This is a genomic window from Microcoleus sp. AT9b-C3 (assembly GCF_036705485.1).
Lineage (GTDB): Bacteria > Cyanobacteriota > Cyanobacteriia > Cyanobacteriales > Microcoleaceae > Microcoleus.
Map to the genome: position 1 here is coordinate 149,570 of NZ_JAUBUR010000001.1, position 17,768 is coordinate 167,337.

Sequence of the window (17,768 nt, forward strand, 5' to 3'; positions counted from 1 at the left end):
CTCTTCTATTCTCTTTCTCTGCGCCCTCTGCGGTTAATAAAAAAAACATAATTCACAAAAAGTTATCGAAAAACATGAAGTTGTCGCTAATTCACATTTAACACCCAATAATCGGCAATTCCCGATCGACACCATGCTAACAGAATTTACCCTCGCAAACTTCAAGAGTTACAAAACAAGCCGATTACCGCTTGGAGCGCTGACTGTGCTCATCGGAGCCAACGCCGCAGGCAAAAGTAATGCAATTGAAGCTTTACGCTTTCTGTCATGGTTGGCCCAAGGTCAAAAACTCACTAATATTCAGTATGCTGTCAATAATGCCGATCGCATTATACGCGGTCGGGTCGATGATTTGTGCTATCTTAGACCGTCTAGTTTTACTATCGGTTGTCGCTTGGATGCAACTCAATGGAACCAACTTGATATAACCCTCAATGTGCGTGAAGGAGAACTGCATATTAGTAGTGAGCGTATAGTGGGTTCGACAATTCAAACACCTCAAACACCTAAAATACCTCAATTATATGACCTAATTAAACCATCTGAAGGAATAGGGACGGATGTTGAAGTTTCCTATAACAACTTTAGGAAAGGACAAAATAAGCCACGAGTAATTTGCAGCGATCAAATGGCGATCTTTGTCCAATTAGACACACCTGCTCGTTTTGATGCAAAGTACCACAGATCGCAAACAATTATTCCTCAAACTGTCCGCGAATATCAAAGAGTATTGCAAAACATCCTATTTCTCGATCCAGTTCCCGCCAAAATGCGCGAGTACAGTTTCAAATCGGATAAACGCTTACAGGAAGATGGAACTAATCTTTCCAGCGTTTTGTTTCGCCTATGGAACAACCAAGACAATCAACAAACAATTTTAAATTTTATTCAGAGTTTACCAGAGCAAGCTATAGAAGGACTGGATTTCATTTTTGGCCCGCGAGATGAAGTGATGGTGCGGCTGGTAGAAACCTTTGGTAATAAACCGCGCCATTGCGAGGCTGCTTTGTTATCTGATGGTACTTTGCGGGTGCTAGCAATTACAGCAGCCATGCTATCAGCAACCGAAGGTAGTTTAGTAGTCATCGAAGAAATAGATAATGGGGTTCATCCCAACCGCGCCAAACATCTACTAACCTGCATCCGAGATATTGCCGAGCGCCGTCATTTGCGGGTGCTGCTTTCTACTCATAACCCCGCTCTCATGGATGCCTTACCTGACGAGGCTCTCGGTGATGTAGTGTTTTGTTACCGAGATCCACAACAAGGGGATAGCCGCCTTATACGACTCGGAGATATGTATGAGTATCCTAGGCTGATATCGCAAGGCCCTCTTGGCCAATTGGTAACTGCTGGAGTAGTCGATCGGTTTGTCAAGTCGCCGCACACGCCTGATGAGAGAAAACAGCAAGCATTGGCATGGCTATCTCGTTGGCAAGAGTATGGGGATGAGTAGTTTTTGCCTAATCGATACTAGCATTTTCCTCAACTATCTTAATGTTCCCCACTGCAATCAGGATAGGGCATTAGTCCAAGAAGATTATAAGATTTATGCTGAATCTGGTTGTACTTTTTTCTTACCGATGGCAACCATAATAGAAACAGGCAACCACATTGCCCAGAATGGCGACGGTACAATGAGAAGGAAAACAGCCCTGCGTTTTGTTAAAGAAGTTAAAGCTGCATTTAAGGGTGAACATCCTTGGTCACTTACTGAATTCCCAAAAACAGAAGACATACTACTGTGGATTGATAAGTTTCCTGATTTAGCTGGCCAAAACAAAGCCCCTGATAAGTTGTCTGAAGGAACTAGCTTTGGCGATCTCAGTATCATTGAAGAATTTAATAAGTTGTGCAAGCGCTTCTCCATGAGTGAAGTGTTTATTTGGTCACTGGACAGTGATTTAAGTCGCTATCACCAAAACGCAAAATAATTATCAGTTAGCCCGAGGTTTAAACGCCGGCTTTTCAACTGAAGATGACTTTCGCCCGACGCCAGGGGTTTAACCCCCAGGCGTCGGGCTAAGTTGAAACCCTACAAACTGGCGAAATTCACTTTTGTTACTTCACCGGCGACAACATTAACTGTTTGTTGAATTTGACTACCGTCAACTTTCAACTGATAAGTTCCCGGAGAAAGCTCGATCGCCCCAAACCATCCTTTGCCATCGGCGCGCAGTTGACGCCCCTGGCCACCAGCATCGATCGACTGCAATGTCAAGCTGGCACCGTCGCAAGTTTGAGCGCACCGCTGCAAATTTCCGGCGATCGCACCTGTAGTCGGCCGCGACTTCCAAGGCATATCGGGAACGGCTGCTGCAGTGGCCCACACAGGCTGAGTTTGAACGGTTTTGCCCGTCGCAGCGTCAACGTATTGACTCGGCTGCGAAAGCGCGGTGTAAAACAAATCGTTGCTTTGAGGAACGTATTTCCAAGGCTGGCGGGGCAAATCACCGCTGCCGCCCGATCGCAGTTCGACATTCGTGTACACGTTGCTGCTAGCGTAGGAATAGAGCACCGTACCTGCGACGTGATTTCCTTTCGCAGACGGCCCTTCGGCGCGACGAATCTGGCCTAGGGTGTCTTCGATGTAGTTGAGGTAATTGCCGGGGCCGATCGCAATTTGGCGGTTGTACTGGTGGTCTTTGGCGAACTCGATCCAGCGGTCGTAAGCGAGTTTTTGCGATGGTTTGTACTCGCGCTGGTAAGTCATCGGCATCGCCATGTCTACGATCCCTTCTTCCAGCCAAGCGCGCCAATCTTGCAATACTTCTTTGTAAGGCTGCGTTTGATACCACCCTGCATCGTTTTGCGGGCCGTCTCCCCAGGCGATCGTGGCAGCGGTAATTTTAACGCGCGGTTTAATCGCAAGGCTTTCTACATAAAGCTTCCGCACTAAATTTGTCACCTGGTCGCGCCGCCACTGCATCCACGCGGGATCGGTGGGTGCGGGTTTGCCCGATCGACCTGTTTGCTGATTGAAACGGGCGATCGCAGTCGGATTGTAGCCCCAAGTCGGCCCGCCGTAGCGCACATAATCCAACTGTACGCCGTCCACATCGTAGCGCTTGATCAAGTCCAAATAGACGGAAACAGTATAATCTACGGCGTCTGGATGGCCGGGATCGAGGAAACCGGGTGATTCGCCACTCGAAGTCAGCATCGCCCAATTGTCATTTCCTGGGGCAGAAGGCCCGTGTTGTTGCCAAACGTGACCGGCGGGAAGTTTGCTACCGGAAACCACCGGCAGCGTCACCATCCAAGCGTGTACTTCAATGCCTGCGGCGTGGGCTTTGTCAATCAAATCTTGCAGGGGATCGAAACCGGGGGGAACGTTGGGATCGAGGGTGCGGGGTTCGATCGCACTGGTGTAAAAAGCATCGCCACGGCGGCGGACTTGGGCGACGATCGCGTTGGCATTTGCCCGCTGCGCGTCTGCGATCAATTTTGTGACTTCTTGAGGGGTTTTGAAGCCGGGGTTGAAGGCGTCCACCCAGAAGGCGCGAAATTCGGCGGTTTGGGTTTGCGGGGGCATAAGTGCGATCGCGCGGTTCGGGAACCAGTTTGATAGCCAACCAGGAGTCAGCAGAAAACTAATTGTTAAGCCAATCAGGAACAAGCTTGACAAAAAGAATGTTTTGGTATTTCGCATCAGAAATGTGTGAGAGAGCGTTTAACAGTCCTTTACGGACTTTTGGTTTGAGCGTCCGCTTGACATTTTCGCACAATGGTACATTAAGTGGGTCGATCGGTAAATATTTGAGTAATACCGCTGGGAGAGTCGAGAATGAGATTAAAATTGACCTCGGCAAAATGGGCGATATTTTCCGATCTTTCAATATAGCGGTTGAGCCAGTAAATTGAATCCGCTACACCACTTAACATAGTTTTAGAGGGTAAATAGGGTTTTAATGATTTTCATTTGGGCTTTATCAAGGCCGCCTTCAAGTTTGGAAATTGGAGTTAGGCTTTTCCACTTGCCTTTACTAGCGGTGAAGATAGCATCCGCTGTTTTTTCGGCATCAATCTTTTCAAAGCCTCCTATTTTATTAGTTGATAAGTAATTGAGACGATCGAAAATTTCATCTCTTGATGCACGTTTCACGCTGACTGCTTCAGGCGGTGGCGGCGGCGGTGGTGGCGGTGATATAGAAAATACTTTAGCAATAAAATCTAATCTCGCTTTCGTCAAACCACATTGTAACTTAGTCAGAGGGGTGAAATCTGACCATTGCTCGCGGTTAGAATCTACAATTTTATTGGCCGTTTCAACTGATTTTACATTGTTCCAATTATGCTCTTTAACTAAGTATTCAAGTGCAGCTATAATAGTATCTTTTGATGCTGTACTCAGATTGACTGTGGGATTTGCTTCTCGCGCTAGAATCTTCGCTTGTTCAATATTTGATGGTTTTGGGTCAATGACAATACACCATGCTCGCTCTAATTGAGCTTTTTTAGCAACAGCATAGACAAAGTTATTGCTCACAACTTCATACTGATAATCGCCTGTTTCTTTGACGATAATCGGAATCCAATTGCGATTACCCGATTGTAAGATAGCTTCGGCTGATCCGGCAATAATAAACTCTGACTCAGAGCAGGATTCTGCTGATTCAATTTTAGCTAACTGCAAGTGCATTAACTTACCAATGTTCTCTGAATTATTCATACAAGAAATACTCCCGAGCTAAATCTAAGTAATATTTATTCGCTGTTTTGTGTTGAAACACTGCCGGTATTCTAGAAAAAGCTGCACTTGATACAACTTCATATTCTGGCACAAAGAATATATTTGTGTCAGGCTCTCCTTTGGTATATTTAGGCCAAAAATATGGTAATAAATTAGAATCTAACACATCTTTGTCACCTTGTTTTAATGTAAGGATTACTTTGATTTGTTCCCTCATTCTTTTCTTTAGGGCATCTATTTGTTTGTATTTATTGAAAAAGATGGGTAGGGGAATAGGACCGCCGTCCTGCCTCAGCTTTTTAACTTCTGGTAAGAATTCTTTAATAACTTTGACCACATTTTTTAAAGACGAAAAGTTATTGGGTTCTGTGGGCATAAAGACAGCATCGGCAGCTCTCACGGAGCTTTTGCTAAAAAAAGTCCAGTTCGTAGGTGCATCAATTAAAATGTAATCATATTCGCGCATAAAAATTTCGAGCAAATCCCGCAGCCTTGCGGAACCTTTTTCAATTCTTGCTTCATACTCATAACTCATGTACTTTGACAACCCTGAGTCAGATGGGATGACATCAAATTTCTTAACTAATTGACCTGCTTTATTCTTGAGTACAAATGGTTTAATAGTGTCTCGAACATTTAAGGCATCCTCAAGCAGGCAATCGGATAATTTAACTTTTCCCTCCTGCAATCCCAAGGAATCTGTTAAATCTGCTTGTTGCGGGTCGAAATCAACAACCAACACTTTTTTATGCTGTTGGCAAAGGATTGCAGCCAAGTTGATTGTAGTTGTCGTTTTTCCTACACCTCCCTTATCATTATAGATGCAAATTGTTAAAGCTTTGGGTGGGTTGTCCAGCAATTTCTTAATTTTCTCAATAATTTCAATGATATTATTTTTGTTTATCCTCATGCAGTTAGTAGCAGGCACTACGATTTTACCATGTCTGCGGAATAGCTGGATATCTGTTGAGTTGGTGATGATACCCCATTGAACTGTTTGGCACTTAGAGTCGAGAATATAATCTGTTATCTGTTTTTTAGCTTCTTTATACTTGGGAGTACCTTCTGCTAAATTAACGATCCCCTTTGCCGATCCTCTGCCTTTAACTTCAATGACTAAGTTTGGGTTAATCTTAGAAACTGAAAATTTATCATCATCGTGATTTTTGCGAGCAGCAAAATCAGCAACACCACTTCCTGTTCTAAATTGTTGTACCCACTCATCAATGGTGAATCCCAGTGCATAGAGAAGAGGTTTGACAAATCGATGGGTGACTTGGGGTTCGTCTGCATTCTCTGAAATACTATCTAAAACTTCATTCCAGTTGATAGTTGTCATAACTTAGACCTAGATACTTAAGTAAAATCATAACGCTTGGTTTCAGTTTGTGTCATCGTTAGCTACCTCCCGCTCTAGCTATATGAACAGTATACATACTTTTGGATAACTTATATATTTTCTAGTGCGCTTGACATTTTTGCACATCGGTGAAATTTTAGGCGAAAATACAGTGAACTCGCGATCCTCTTCGAGGGCTTCGCTAACGCACTTTTTGAACCAATGATAGCACCACATTTTCAAACCCTAGCCCTGCCGCCTGACAGCAATTTACTCGATCGAGTAGATGGCTGGCGCCAAGAAGCAACCCGAAAGTTGCAGCAAAGCCAGAGAGGAGAAAAGGGACAATTTTTAACACCTTCCTCAGTCGCAAGTTTGATGGCGGGAATGTTTGAATTTAACTGTCCCGATATATCGCTTTTAGATGCCGGGGCAGGAATTGGTTCGCTGTTAGCAGCAGTTGTTTGCGAACTTTGCCAGCGCCCAAACAGACCGCGCAGCCTGCACGTTACAGCTTATGAAATTGACCTTATTTTGATAGAATACCTCAAGCAAACTTTAGAATTATGCAGTATTGAATGTCAGCGTTTTGGGATATCTTTTACCTGTGAGGTTCGCGAAATTGATTTTATTCAAGACAGCGCCGATATGTTGCATCCCAATCTATTTACACAACCAGTAAAACGGGAATTTACCCATGCAATTATCAATCCTCCCTATGCCAAGATAGACGCTAAATCCCAAGCCCGAACCTTGCTGCGTTCTATAGGACTAGAAACCAGCAATCTCTACGCTGGCTTCACAGTTGCTGCTGCTCACCTGCTCAAACCAAACGGTGAATTAGTATCGATTACTCCCCGCAGCTTTTGCAACGGTTTATACTTTCGAGATTTCCGCAAAGTCTTCCTTCAAATGATGGCTTTACGCCAAGTACACATCTTTGAATCCCGACAGTTGCCATTTCGCGATGATGCGGTGCTGCAAGAAACTATTATTGTGCGCGCCACCAAACAAATAGAACAGCCAGATACTGTACTAATTACCTCAAGCAGCAGCGTGGACGACGACCTGGTTTTGTCTCACCAACTGCCCTATACCGCCCTAATTAATCCCAAAGATTCTGAGCAATTTATTCGGATTCTACCGGATTCTGTCAGCCAGAAAATAGTCGAGCAAATGGCTCAATTTACTTGCAGTTTAGAGGAATTAGGCTTAACAGTTTCCACCGGAAAAGTTGTAGATTTTCGTGTTCGCTCTGACTTGCGACTAAAACCTGAAAACGGTACAGTTCCGCTGATTTATCCCGCACACTTCTCGGCTGGCTGTGTTGAATATCCCACAGCCACGAGAAAGCATCAAGCTTTAGCTGTCACGGAAAAAACTGCTGCACTCCTCGTACCTAACGAACATTATGTTTTGAGCAAGCGCTTCTCTTCAAAGGAAGAGAAAAAGCGAATTGTTGCAGTTGTCTGGGATGCCAATAAAATTAATAGTTCTCGCGTTGGTTTTGAGAACCATTTGAATTACTTTCACCAACAGGGACGCGGATTAGACCTCACCCTGGCGCGGGGATTGGCCGTTTATCTAAATTCGAGCTTGGTAGATGCGTTTTTCCGACTCTTCAACGGACACACTCAAGTTAATGCTACGGATTTACGCAATTTGAAGTATCCTACTGTAGAGCAATTACTTTTACTTGGAGCTCAAATAAGAGAAATATTTCCTACACAGCAGGAGATCGATCGACTTGTCGAGACACAACTGCTGAAGGCGACGAATCCGTTAGAAAATAACCCAATTACAATCAAGAACCGTATTGATGAATCTCTAGAAATACTTGCAGCGCTGGGTTTTCCAAAGGGTCAGCTTAACGAACGTTCCGCCTTAACCCTTCTGGCTTTGCTTGACCTCAAGCCAAATGATGCTTGGGAATTGGCAAAATCTCCACTTCTGGGAATCACACCAATTATGGAATTTATGGAGCAGCAATACGGTAAAAAGTATGCGCCAAATACGCGGGAAACTGTGCGTCGCCAGACTGTCCATCAGTTTCTAGATGCAGGTTTAATTGTTGTTAATCCTGACAGTCCAGAACGTCCGGTAAATAGTCCAAAAACTGCATATCAGATAGAAGAAAGTGCTTTAGAACTGGTGCGAACTTATGACACTTCTGACTGGGAAAAGAATGTTCGCGCTTACCTCGTTCATTTTAAGGAAGAAAAATTATTGCAGGCTTATTCCAAAAATAGAAATATTGGTGAGTCAGAATGATGCTAAAATACACTCTTTATATGGCTGCCGCTGGTATGGGAATGACATATACTGTGATGCAAGCGGTTTAGTTGACCGGAATTGTCGATCGCACTCAGTAAATTAGATAACTAACTAGCCAAAATATCTTTGCAATGGAAAAAAAGCATAACGCTGGATTGTGGGTATCAGTATTGTACTTCGCTCAAGGTCTCCCTTACACCGTCGTTAATTTAATGTCGGTGATTTTTTTGAAAGGTATGGGCACCAGTAACGAGCTCATCGGATTGACCAGTCTGTTGTCTTTTCCTTGGGTTTTAAAAGGTTTGTGGGGCCCAGTTGTTGATTTGTATTCCACCAAACGCAAATGGATTTTAACAACCGAAATCATTTGTGCTTTCCTGTTTGCTTTCCTAGCTTTTGGCGTATTAACGCCGGCACCGATTATTATCTCGCTGGTGATATTTACGGCGATCGCCTTTGTGTCAGCTACTCACGACATCGCCATTGACGGATTTTATTTAAACACTCTCAATAAAGACCAGCAAGCGTTGTTTGTCGGGGTTCGCAACACGGCTTATAGAGGTGCTGTCATTGCCGGTAGCGGTTTATTGGTGTTCTTAGCGGGGAAACTAGCCGAACAGCATTTAGTCACCGGAAATACAGGCGACACCAAAATCTATCAAAACATTCCACTGTCACTTTTCGGTTCGGATTTTAGCGTGTCTGCGCTTAACTACGGATGGGCGACAGCCTTTGGCATTTGTGCGATTATGTTTGTGCTGATATATCTCTTTCAGCGGTGGTATCTTCCCTATCCTCGAAATTACGATTTGGAATCCGATACCCCCCAAGAAACAACAAGCTTTATCGAAGCATTTAAAACATATTTTCAGCAAGATAAAATTGGTTGGATTGTTACTTATGTCGTGATTTTTAGGTTAGGCGATGCCTTGACGTTTAAAATGGCTCCGCCATTTTTAATGGATAAAGTGGAGAAAGGAGGATTAGCAGTTTCTACCTCGGAAATGGGTTTATTATCCGGTACTTTAGGGGTAATGTTTCTGTTAATAGGAGGGTTGCTAGGCGGCTATTTGATTGCCAAACAAGGATTGAAAAAATGGATGTGGCCGACGGCAATTCTGCAAAATTCGACTAACGTGCTGTATTGGCTGTTGGCAATCAATCAGCCGGGGATTGAATGGGCTTATGCTGTAAATTCGATCGAGCAATTTACTTACGGACTTGGCGTAGCTGCCTATACAGTGTTCTTGATGCGGACTGTCCGCCCTGAATACGAAGCATCTCACTATGCAATTACAACTGCTTTTATGGCCGCAGGAGTGCTGATTCCGGGCGTTTTTAGCGGCTACTTGCAGGCGAATCTCGGCTATCAAAATTATTTTTTGATGAGCGCGCTGGCTGTGATTCCCGGTATGCTGACGATTTTCTTTCTGCCCCTAGAAGATGAGAAAAAATTAGCATCCATGCCCAGACCTGGACTGGACGATTTCGATTAATATCAAGTGCGATCGCTATAACTATAATATTCGGGCGGGTCGGGTTTACCAATGTCTGCACTACTTTTGGAGATTTCGGTCAACCCCTCCCTAGAGGAATATTGATGTTTGTAATCATGGAATGAGTATAAATCAATACGCTTGGGTTAGCGCTTTCAGACGAATTTCATTTCACGCATTTATGAGAGTTCCAGACTTGTGAAAGGAAATCAGATTATTCTTATCCCAAGCGTATTGGAGTATAAATTATGTGCGGTTGCGTTCATAAAATAAAATAAGGACACAACAATGTTGTGTCCCTAGCGCTACCGAATATCTGTATTGCCAGCCGCCAACTAAATCGCAATAAAATCACTAGCTGTTAGCGGACTACTTGGAATGCCAGGAATACTGGCAAGAACTTCGCCGTTACTGGCAATTTCGATCGTCGTTATAAAATCGCCTGGAGTAACTCTCACTTGGTTGAAGGTCAAACCTCCGCTCAAGCCGATTAAATCTTGACCCTTTTGAAAGTCTACAAGTGTATCTGTACCGGCACCTACTCCTAACACCAATACGTCGCGTCCAGCACCGCCAATCAAGAGATCCGCACCCGCTCCGCCAATGAGCGTATCGTCTCCTTCTCCCCCATTTAAATTGTCATCTCCTTTGCCACCTAATAGCCGATCGTTGCCGCTGCCACCGCTGATAATATCGTTGCCTTTATTGCCACTGAGAGTGTCGTTGCCCCCATTGCCAGTGATAATATCGTCCCCTCCAAAACCTGATGCTGTATTGTTGGTATCGTCGCCGACTAAATTATTAATTTGGGATGGATCTAGAGCAGTTTGCATTGCTGCAACGTTTGCTAAAAATGAGGCTCCCGGAGTGGTTCTTAATTGCTCTAAACTGCTGCGCGATTCCAGCGAGGTTCCCAAGGCTGGCAGTGCAAAGTCTAAGCCAGCTAACAGCTCTAAATAATCGGAATCTGTAAAAGTGAAATCAGGGCGGCTCAACTCGTCTACAGAGATTTCTGTCTGAGTCAAGCCGGGAGGTGGAGAAGTTAACAAACCGCTTTGCGTGTGCTTGTCCAAGACAAGTAGCGGGTTGATAATCGGGTTAGTAAATGTTTGAAGAACTACTTTTCCGGGGAGAAAAGCTTCTCCTCCCAAACTAACAAAGTCGCCGCTAACTATGTAGTGAGTTACATTTTTTCCGGCGCCGACTTTCTGCTTGAATGTATTGACGGTGCTCTGATCAACTCCGGGAGAATTGAAGGTGACAACATCTCCAATAGTAGATGTGAATTCAGTGGCGGCTAGTTGCGTTATGGCGCCGCCCAAGCTGTGTCCCAGAAGGTCTGGTGGCAAGCGGCTGGGGTTTTTGGCTGTATCTTGACTGATTTGGGTCAGCCAATTTCCTAATGCTTGTTTGTTGGCTTCAAATTGGTTGAAACCGGTGCCGCGCGGGTCTCCGTTAGCAAGATCATCTACGGGCGAGTCGGTGCCGCGAAATACTAAAACGGGCGGTTTGTCTGGAGTGGTGGAAATTAAGCCGATCGCGTGAAATCCAGTTCCGGGATCGTCAAAAGTGCGATCGATTTGATAGCCAGCAGCACTCAAGCCTGTTTGAACTAAAGTTTGAAACTCGGGATCGTCATCTATGTAAGCAATTTGCTTGGCTATAGTTTCGTAAGCGGCGGGGGAGGAGGGCATATTTTTTTATTTCCTGTCGTTTGAGGGGGAATTAGTTTTTAAGCTACTTAACTAAGTTTACTATAAACTTCGTTTATTGACCATATTAATTGGTCATTTTTATGGGCTTTTTAGGAGGAAATTGATAGAGATTTTTTAATACAAAAAAACACTCTCGCTACAAAACCCAGGCAGGTTTTGCGCCCCCAAAAATACAAATTTTGAGCACCCTAAAGCTATACAAAATCTACCCGCGTAATATCGCTGGCCACTACGCCTCTGAGAGTAGCAAGAATTTCCCCAGTAACCGGGATAGTAATTAAAGCTCCGTCACCACCTTGGGTTACTCTAATTTGAGGAAAAGTTAGACCCCGCGACAGGGTAATTAAATCTTCACTATCTTGAAAATCTACAATCACATCTGCTCCGCCGCCGGATTCCAATACAAAGCGATCGCGCCCCGCACCACCAATTAAAAAATCGTTGCCAAACTCGCCGGAAACCAAATCGTTTCCGTCGCCACCCTCGAAATAATCGTTATCTCTGCCACCGTACAAGAAATCGTCGCCATCACCACCGGTGATGCTGTCATTACCTCGATTGCCTCTGAGAGTATCGTTACCGCCGTTGCCGATAACTGTATCCTCTCCAGGGCCCCCGGTAGCAGTATTGTTGCGAGCGTCGCCTGATAAATAATTCGGTTGCAAGGGAGCTAAACCGAATTGCATTTCTCTGATCAACTGCACAAAAGAAAATTCTGGCGCTGTTCTCACACTCTCTGCACCGCCTCTGCTTCTGATCGCTACTGACACATTGGGCAGGACCACATTCATCGCAGCTATAAACTCGTTAAAATCTGAATCGTTGTTATAAGTAAATTCGGGACTGTTTAATTGTTCTACGGAAATTTGCCTCTGCAAAAAATCCACGGGCGGAGTAGTTAACAAATCTTCAGTTCGATGTTTTGCCAAAACAGTTAAGGGATTAATACTCGGATCTGTAAAACTTTGGATAAATACTTTACCTGGGATAAATGCTTCCCCAAACAAGCTGACTACATCTCCGCTGACAATGTAGTGAGTGACATTTTTGTTGCCGGCCCTGCTGAGATTTCTCCGAAAACTGGTGAATGTACTCGCTGACACTCCCGGAGAGTTGAAAGTAAAGATATCGCCGGTCAGAGATGTGTATTCGGTTGCTACAATTTGAGCGACTGCTCCGCCCCAACTGTGTCCGATGACATCGGGCAATAATTTGCTGGGGTTTTTACCTGTATCTTGACCGATTTCTGTTAGCCAGTTTTTGATATTATCTTTGTTTTTTTCAAATTCAGGTAAACCAATGTCTCTGGAGTCAGAAAAGATAGCGTCGCCGTCGATAAAATCTGTACCTTTAAATACGAGGGCGGGCGGGTTTTCGGGATTGGATGAACCGAACCCGATCGCATAAAAGTTTGTTTCTGGGTCGTCGAATATGCGATCGATATAGTAGCCATTAGTATCTAGGAAACTGGAAATTTCATTTTCCGCGTTAGGTTTTTGATTCAAAAAAACAATTGATTTAGCCAGAGCTTCATAAACAGCAGGCGAGGCACTCATAATATTAGATTTTCTGTTTGTTGGTATTTGCGATCGCTCTCTTGTTGAGCTAATTGTCCAATGGTAGCAATTATAGCTGACAAGATTTGTATGGTACACTTGATAAGATCAACTCAATAATTAAGTTTTTGCGGTTATGGGTATCATTCGTCAATACATTGCTCCATTGATAGCGGTATTAGTATTTTTCGCGGCTCTGGTAGCAGTCAGTGCTCGCATCTTTTTGCCTGGTGACATGGCTGCCCCGGCACCGATTGAGGAAGCGATCCCCCAAAAGCAAGCGGCAGTAGTCAATCCAATTTTCTTGGGGCTAAATGATGCGGCTCTCCGTGTCCGCTGAGCTGATGTCTGCTCAACTAATACCGGGTTACTGGCTGCGATCGGGATCGGGACTCGATCGGGCAAAACTGGTAAAGTTTATGCACCGGACATATCGAGAGCTTTACCCCGATAGGGAATTGGGACATTTGGCTCAAACTGTCGAGCAGTATTTTTCTAACCAGACGCCGGTTTGGTGGGTAGAGTGCCAGAAAAACAGCCAAGAAGAGGCAAAAATTTTGCCGACGCTTCCCTCGCAGCATCTCAATCCCCAATCTCCAGTCCAAAATCTGACATCGGTTGTCGGATGTTTGTGGTTGGGAAATGCGATCGACCAAAGCACCGGAGAACGCCACGCTCACATTTTTTTGGTGTACGTAGCACCGGAACACCGCCGTCTGGGGCTCGGTGCAGCTTTAGTTATTCATGCTGAAAACTGGGCGCGGGAAAGGGGCGATAGGCAAATTGGTTTGCAAGTATTTCTGAGCAATCAACCTGCGGTGAATCTCTATCAAAAATTAGGTTATCAAAGTCATTCCCTCTCGATGCTCAAATCCCTTTGAAATATAAATTCTACTGGTTTGGAATCAGGACTTTAGTCATTATTCATCCCAATTATGAAGACTGAAGTCCTCCACTACAAACTTAAGTAACAGCAGAGATATTCCTTTGCAGTAACTCATGTGTTGCACCATTCTCAATTAGCCTTTTATGAACAGGCTTTCGGGCCTGTCCCACAAAAGATCAATTTTCTTGTGGAACAGGCCCGAAAGCCTGTTGCTGACAATGGTGCAATATCTCAGTAGTAAGGTACTGCGCGCGCACCCTACAATTATTGACTGCGGACTGCTGAGTGCTGACTGAGTTGCTTAGGAGCATCCTCTGTACGGTAAAGTTTTTTTATGAACAATAACGACTACTCCAACGCCCTTGATAGTGATACGGAACTGGAAAGCCCTTTGGATCAATTTGACGAATCCGAACCCCCGCTGCCAGATCCCGAGGAAATGCTGCCTTTGCTGGAATCCCCGGAACCTCAGCACCGGATGATTGCGGCGCGGGCTTTTTGCGAACTGCAGGACGATCGAGCAATTTCGCATTTAATTAATTTGTTGAAAGACGGTTGCCCCTTGGTGCGGGTAAGTGCGGCTTATGCTTTGGGACGAAATCCGAGTCCCGATGCTGTGGAACCGCTGATTCTTCAGCTTAACTGCGACTGGAACGGTTACGTTCGCAAAGGGGTAGTTTGGGCCTTGGGAAATTGCAGAGATCAGCGCGCTTTGCCATCTTTAATTGATGCTCTGAAAACTGATATTTCGGCGGTGCGTTTGTGGGCGGCGAGTTCTCTGGGTCAAATGGCAAAAGTTGGTTACTATGTGGTGATTGCTGCGATTCCGCCGTTGATTGAAGCGCTGCGGGGAGATTCTGTATCTGCTGTGCGAAGTAATTCCGCTTGGGCGATCGGACAACTGGCCCGCGAATTGCCGAATAATATAGTGTACGCTGGGGCGATCGATGGTTTGATTGAAGCTTTAGAAGAAGATGAAGATATGGGCGTGCGGGAAGATGCTAAATCTTCGCTATTGCGAGTCGGCGACCCGCGCGGATTGCAGATAATTGAAGACTTAGAAATGGAAGGACTTTTGTGATTTAAACGCCCCAATTACTAATTACCCATTACTAATTATGCCTTTTATCAGTGCTAAAACAGATTTTGGTTTCAAAAAAATCTTTGCTTCCCCCCAGAGCAAAGACATTTTGATTAGCTTCCTCAATGCTATGCTCTATGACGCACAGCCAACCATTGAAGACTTAGAAATTATTGACCCTTACGCCGCGCCGAGCGTTACTGGATTAAAAGACACTTACCTGGATGTTAAAGCCAAAATTACAGGCAACAAAACTGTGATTATCGAAATGCAGGTAATAAATGTAGAAGCTTTTACTAAACGGGTAGTGTACAATGCCGCAAAAACCTACGCAACTCAACTCAGACCCAGGGAAGGATACTCTAAATTAAATCCTTTGATTGCTTTAACAATTACAGATTTTATTCTGTTTGAAAATACCGAAAAGTTTCTCACCCATTTTGTATTTAAAGAACTCGAAGAAAACTTCGAGTATTATAACAGAGAAATAGAATTAGTGTTTGTCGAACTGCCCAAATTTAACAAAGAACTGGAACAAGTCGAAAATATAATTCAAAGCTGGATTTATTTTATCAAAAATGCTCCCCTCTTCGATGAAATTCCCGAAAAATTTGCATCAATTCCCGAAATTCAAACAGCTTTTTCCATCGCCAGCAGAACTAATTTAACCCTTAAGGAATTAGAGGAATTGGAAAAGCGGGAAATGTTTGTTGAAGACCAGCGCGGTGCTATTATTAAAAGCCGCAAAGAAGGCATAATTGAGGGGCAAACAGCATTAATCCTGCGTCAAATCGTGCGACGTACTGGTGAGATTTCGCCGGACATTCAAACTCGCATCCAGCAACTCTCTTCCAAACAATTGAATGATTTAGGAGAAATCTTGTTAGATTTTACCAGTCAAGATGATTTGATAGCTTGGTTGGAATCGGCTTCAGCATGAATTTATATATAACTTTTGCACTCCTGACACTAAATCCGGCTGTAATACCCCCTTTATTCTTTATTCGCTGCGGGCGGGCTGTGTTTGTGTACTAGCGGTTGAAACCGCCGAGTTTCTAATCTAATAAGTCTGGTTCCCGGCGCACTATCATGTCATAAAGCGGTTGAAAGCTAAACCATCCCATGCGGTGAGACCCTACTTGCTGCTGTGTCAAACGCGCACATTCTGGCTTGATGAGAATTGGTTTTCCCGCTGCTTCGGCCATTAATTGCGCTTGACAAGAACGTTCCATTGCAATAAACCACCAAGCTGCTTCATCTACTGTTTGACCTACTGTTAACAGTCCGTGATTTTGTAAAATAATAGCTTTTTTCTCACCTAAAGTTTTGGCGATGCGTTTAGCTTCTTCGATTTCCAAAACAACTCCGGTGTAATCGTCAAATAAAGCTTGGTCTTCATAAAAAGAACAAGCATCTTGCGTCAGCGGGTCAAGCAGGCGGCCCAAACTCGACCAACTTTTGCCGTAGGGAGAATGAGCGTGGGCTGCTGCGATTACGTCTGGGCGGGCGCTGTGCACTTGGGAATGAATGGCAAATGCTGCTTCGTTTACGGGTTTATTTCCTTCAACAACTTCGCCTTTGTGGTTGACTAAAATTAGGTCGCTGACTCGAATTAAACTAAAGTGCATTCCAAAAGAATTGACCCAGAAATGGTCTAGGTGTTCGGGGTCGCGGACGGTGATGTGTCCGGCAATTCCTTCGCTGAATCCGAAGCGGGCAAATAATCGAAATGCGGCGGCTAAACGTTGTTTGCGGTGGCGACGTTCTTCTTCAAGTGAGTTGAATGTTGGGGGTTGAAAAGTGACTTTGGGGATTTTTATTGCAACCATATATTTTATTAGTGAAAAGACAGGAGGCAGAGCCTCAGAATCGGCATTCCCAGTCAGAGAAGGGGAACGAGATAAATTTTGAATTGGGAAATTTGAATTGGGAACTGTGGGGCTGGCATCTTGCCTGCCCTACTACACTGCGATTTCACTGAGGCGCAAACCTGCGATGTTTTTGCAGTCGAAAGTGGCGTTATTGCCGGGGTGGCGCTCGATTAATTCGATGATTTGTCCGGCGGGGTTTTGCAGAAACCACTGGGTTAATGAGCCGTAATCTAAAGCTCGATCGGACAGGGGTTGGAAGTTTTTATTTTTCCATATTGTAGCAGCATTCTGCACGTTTTCGACTCGAATCGCGACATGGTGAACTGCTGCTAATCCTCTTTCTTCCTGGAAACGGTTTTTTTGGTCGCCGGCTGCGTGGGGCGCATCTAATACTACTAAGCCGCCGGCTGGCATTAATAAGGTCATTAAATGCAGCCACAAATCGGAGGGAACGTTAATGTTTTCCGCACAAAAGTTAATCGGGAACAAGTCTGGGCCTTCAACTGTTTTGGCGCCGAAGGGATAAAAAGATTCGGCGTATTTTTCGAGTTCGGCGCGGCTAGGAAATGTGATGACAAAGTGGTCGATCGCAACTTGTTCGTCGTACAGGTGTGTTTCAAACGTCCAGGTTGTTAAAAATTCGGGAGTGATAAATTTGGGGTTGAATTCCAGCAAGCGATTTTTTTCGATGAAAGGTGAGTCAAGATGGCCCTCAAGGTTGCGATCGAACTTTAGGGTTTGTAGATTCAAGTTTTTCATCTGTCTTCCCCGATGTTAACTTCGCAAAACTGCGAATTTTGTCTGCAAGCTGAATTCGGTGCACATTTGGTGCGCCTTAATTCAAAAATAACACAAAA

General features: G+C 44.5%; 15 protein-coding genes and 1 pseudogene. 8 read left to right on the plus strand and 8 right to left on the minus strand.

Annotated elements, in window-relative coordinates; genetic code table 11:
- Nucleotides 1-133 precede the first annotated feature (133 nt).
- Both QUB77_RS00595 and QUB77_RS00600 read left to right on the plus strand, forming a co-directional pair.
- Nucleotides 134-1,456 (plus strand): AAA family ATPase, encoded by a 1,323-nt coding sequence (locus QUB77_RS00595; RefSeq protein ID WP_333169523.1) that lies wholly within the window; start codon nucleotides 134-136, stop codon nucleotides 1,454-1,456.
- Entirely contained in the window at nucleotides 1,449-1,934 is a 486-nt protein-coding gene (locus QUB77_RS00600; RefSeq protein ID WP_333169525.1) for a hypothetical protein, read from the plus strand. The genes QUB77_RS00595 and QUB77_RS00600 overlap by 8 nt, the downstream gene beginning before the upstream one ends.
- 101 nt (nucleotides 1,935-2,035) lie before the next feature.
- Here the strand turns inward: QUB77_RS00600 and QUB77_RS00605 are convergent, their stop codons facing one another.
- The 4 genes and pseudogenes from QUB77_RS00605 to QUB77_RS00620 form a co-directional block, all read right to left on the minus strand.
- Nucleotides 2,036-3,628 (minus strand): family 10 glycosylhydrolase, encoded by a 1,593-nt coding sequence (locus tag QUB77_RS00605; protein WP_333169527.1) that lies wholly within the window; start codon nucleotides 3,626-3,628, stop codon nucleotides 2,036-2,038.
- A 131-nt stretch (nucleotides 3,629-3,759) separates the two neighbouring features.
- Nucleotides 3,760-3,885: pseudogene (locus QUB77_RS00610) on the minus strand (alpha-E domain-containing protein); the annotation flags it as partial.
- Between the two features lie 4 nt (nucleotides 3,886-3,889).
- A complete protein-coding gene (locus tag QUB77_RS00615) occupies nucleotides 3,890-4,672 on the minus strand; it encodes a hypothetical protein (RefSeq protein WP_333169530.1) in 783 nt (260 codons plus the stop codon).
- Entirely contained in the window at nucleotides 4,665-6,032 is a 1,368-nt protein-coding gene (locus QUB77_RS00620; RefSeq protein WP_333169532.1) for a ParA family protein, read from the minus strand. The genes QUB77_RS00615 and QUB77_RS00620 overlap by 8 nt, the downstream gene beginning before the upstream one ends.
- A gap of 222 nt (nucleotides 6,033-6,254) precedes the next feature.
- On the opposite strand from QUB77_RS00620, the gene QUB77_RS00625 reads away from it, so the two are divergent.
- Both QUB77_RS00625 and QUB77_RS00630 read left to right on the plus strand, forming a co-directional pair.
- Nucleotides 6,255-8,303 carry an Eco57I restriction-modification methylase domain-containing protein gene (locus QUB77_RS00625; protein ID WP_333169534.1) on the plus strand — a complete coding sequence of 683 codons (2,049 nt, stop codon included), beginning with the start codon at nucleotides 6,255-6,257 and terminating at the stop codon, nucleotides 8,301-8,303.
- Between the two features lie 134 nt (nucleotides 8,304-8,437).
- Nucleotides 8,438-9,802 (plus strand): MFS transporter, encoded by a 1,365-nt coding sequence (locus QUB77_RS00630; protein WP_333169537.1) that lies wholly within the window; start codon nucleotides 8,438-8,440, stop codon nucleotides 9,800-9,802.
- A 335-nt stretch (nucleotides 9,803-10,137) separates the two neighbouring features.
- On the opposite strand, the gene QUB77_RS00635 is transcribed toward QUB77_RS00630, so the two are convergent.
- Both QUB77_RS00635 and QUB77_RS00640 read right to left on the minus strand, forming a co-directional pair.
- A complete protein-coding gene (locus QUB77_RS00635; protein WP_333169539.1) occupies nucleotides 10,138-11,496 on the minus strand; it encodes a calcium-binding protein in 1,359 nt (452 codons plus the stop codon).
- 215 nt (nucleotides 11,497-11,711) lie between these two features.
- Nucleotides 11,712-13,073, minus strand: a complete 1,362-nt coding sequence (locus QUB77_RS00640; protein WP_333169541.1) for a calcium-binding protein — start codon at nucleotides 13,071-13,073, stop codon at nucleotides 11,712-11,714.
- Between the two features lie 136 nt (nucleotides 13,074-13,209).
- Here QUB77_RS00640 and QUB77_RS00645 point away from each other — a divergent pair, with 136 nt between their 5' ends.
- The 4 genes from QUB77_RS00645 to QUB77_RS00660 all read left to right on the plus strand — a co-directional run bounded on the left by QUB77_RS00645 (nucleotide 13,210) and on the right by QUB77_RS00660 (nucleotide 15,980).
- Nucleotides 13,210-13,413, plus strand: a complete 204-nt coding sequence (locus QUB77_RS00645) for a hypothetical protein (RefSeq protein WP_333169542.1) — start codon at nucleotides 13,210-13,212, stop codon at nucleotides 13,411-13,413.
- Nucleotides 13,414-13,417: 4 nt separating this feature from the next.
- Entirely contained in the window at nucleotides 13,418-13,954 is a 537-nt protein-coding gene (locus QUB77_RS00650) for a GNAT family N-acetyltransferase (RefSeq protein WP_333169545.1), read from the plus strand.
- Nucleotides 13,955-14,293: 339 nt separating this feature from the next.
- Nucleotides 14,294-15,040, plus strand: coding sequence for a HEAT repeat domain-containing protein (locus tag QUB77_RS00655; RefSeq protein WP_333169546.1), 747 nt, complete (start codon nucleotides 14,294-14,296; stop codon nucleotides 15,038-15,040).
- Nucleotides 15,041-15,077: 37 nt separating this feature from the next.
- Nucleotides 15,078-15,980 (plus strand): Rpn family recombination-promoting nuclease/putative transposase, encoded by a 903-nt coding sequence (locus tag QUB77_RS00660; RefSeq protein WP_333169548.1) that lies wholly within the window; start codon nucleotides 15,078-15,080, stop codon nucleotides 15,978-15,980.
- Nucleotides 15,981-16,095: 115 nt separating this feature from the next.
- On the opposite strand, the gene QUB77_RS00665 is transcribed toward QUB77_RS00660, so the two are convergent.
- Together QUB77_RS00665 and QUB77_RS00670 are read right to left on the minus strand one after the other, a co-directional pair.
- Nucleotides 16,096-16,869 (minus strand): class II aldolase/adducin family protein, encoded by a 774-nt coding sequence (locus tag QUB77_RS00665; protein ID WP_333169550.1) that lies wholly within the window; start codon nucleotides 16,867-16,869, stop codon nucleotides 16,096-16,098.
- Nucleotides 16,870-17,001: 132 nt separating this feature from the next.
- A complete protein-coding gene (locus tag QUB77_RS00670) occupies nucleotides 17,002-17,670 on the minus strand; it encodes a hypothetical protein (protein ID WP_333169553.1) in 669 nt (222 codons plus the stop codon).
- Between the last annotated feature and the right edge of the window lie 98 nt (nucleotides 17,671-17,768).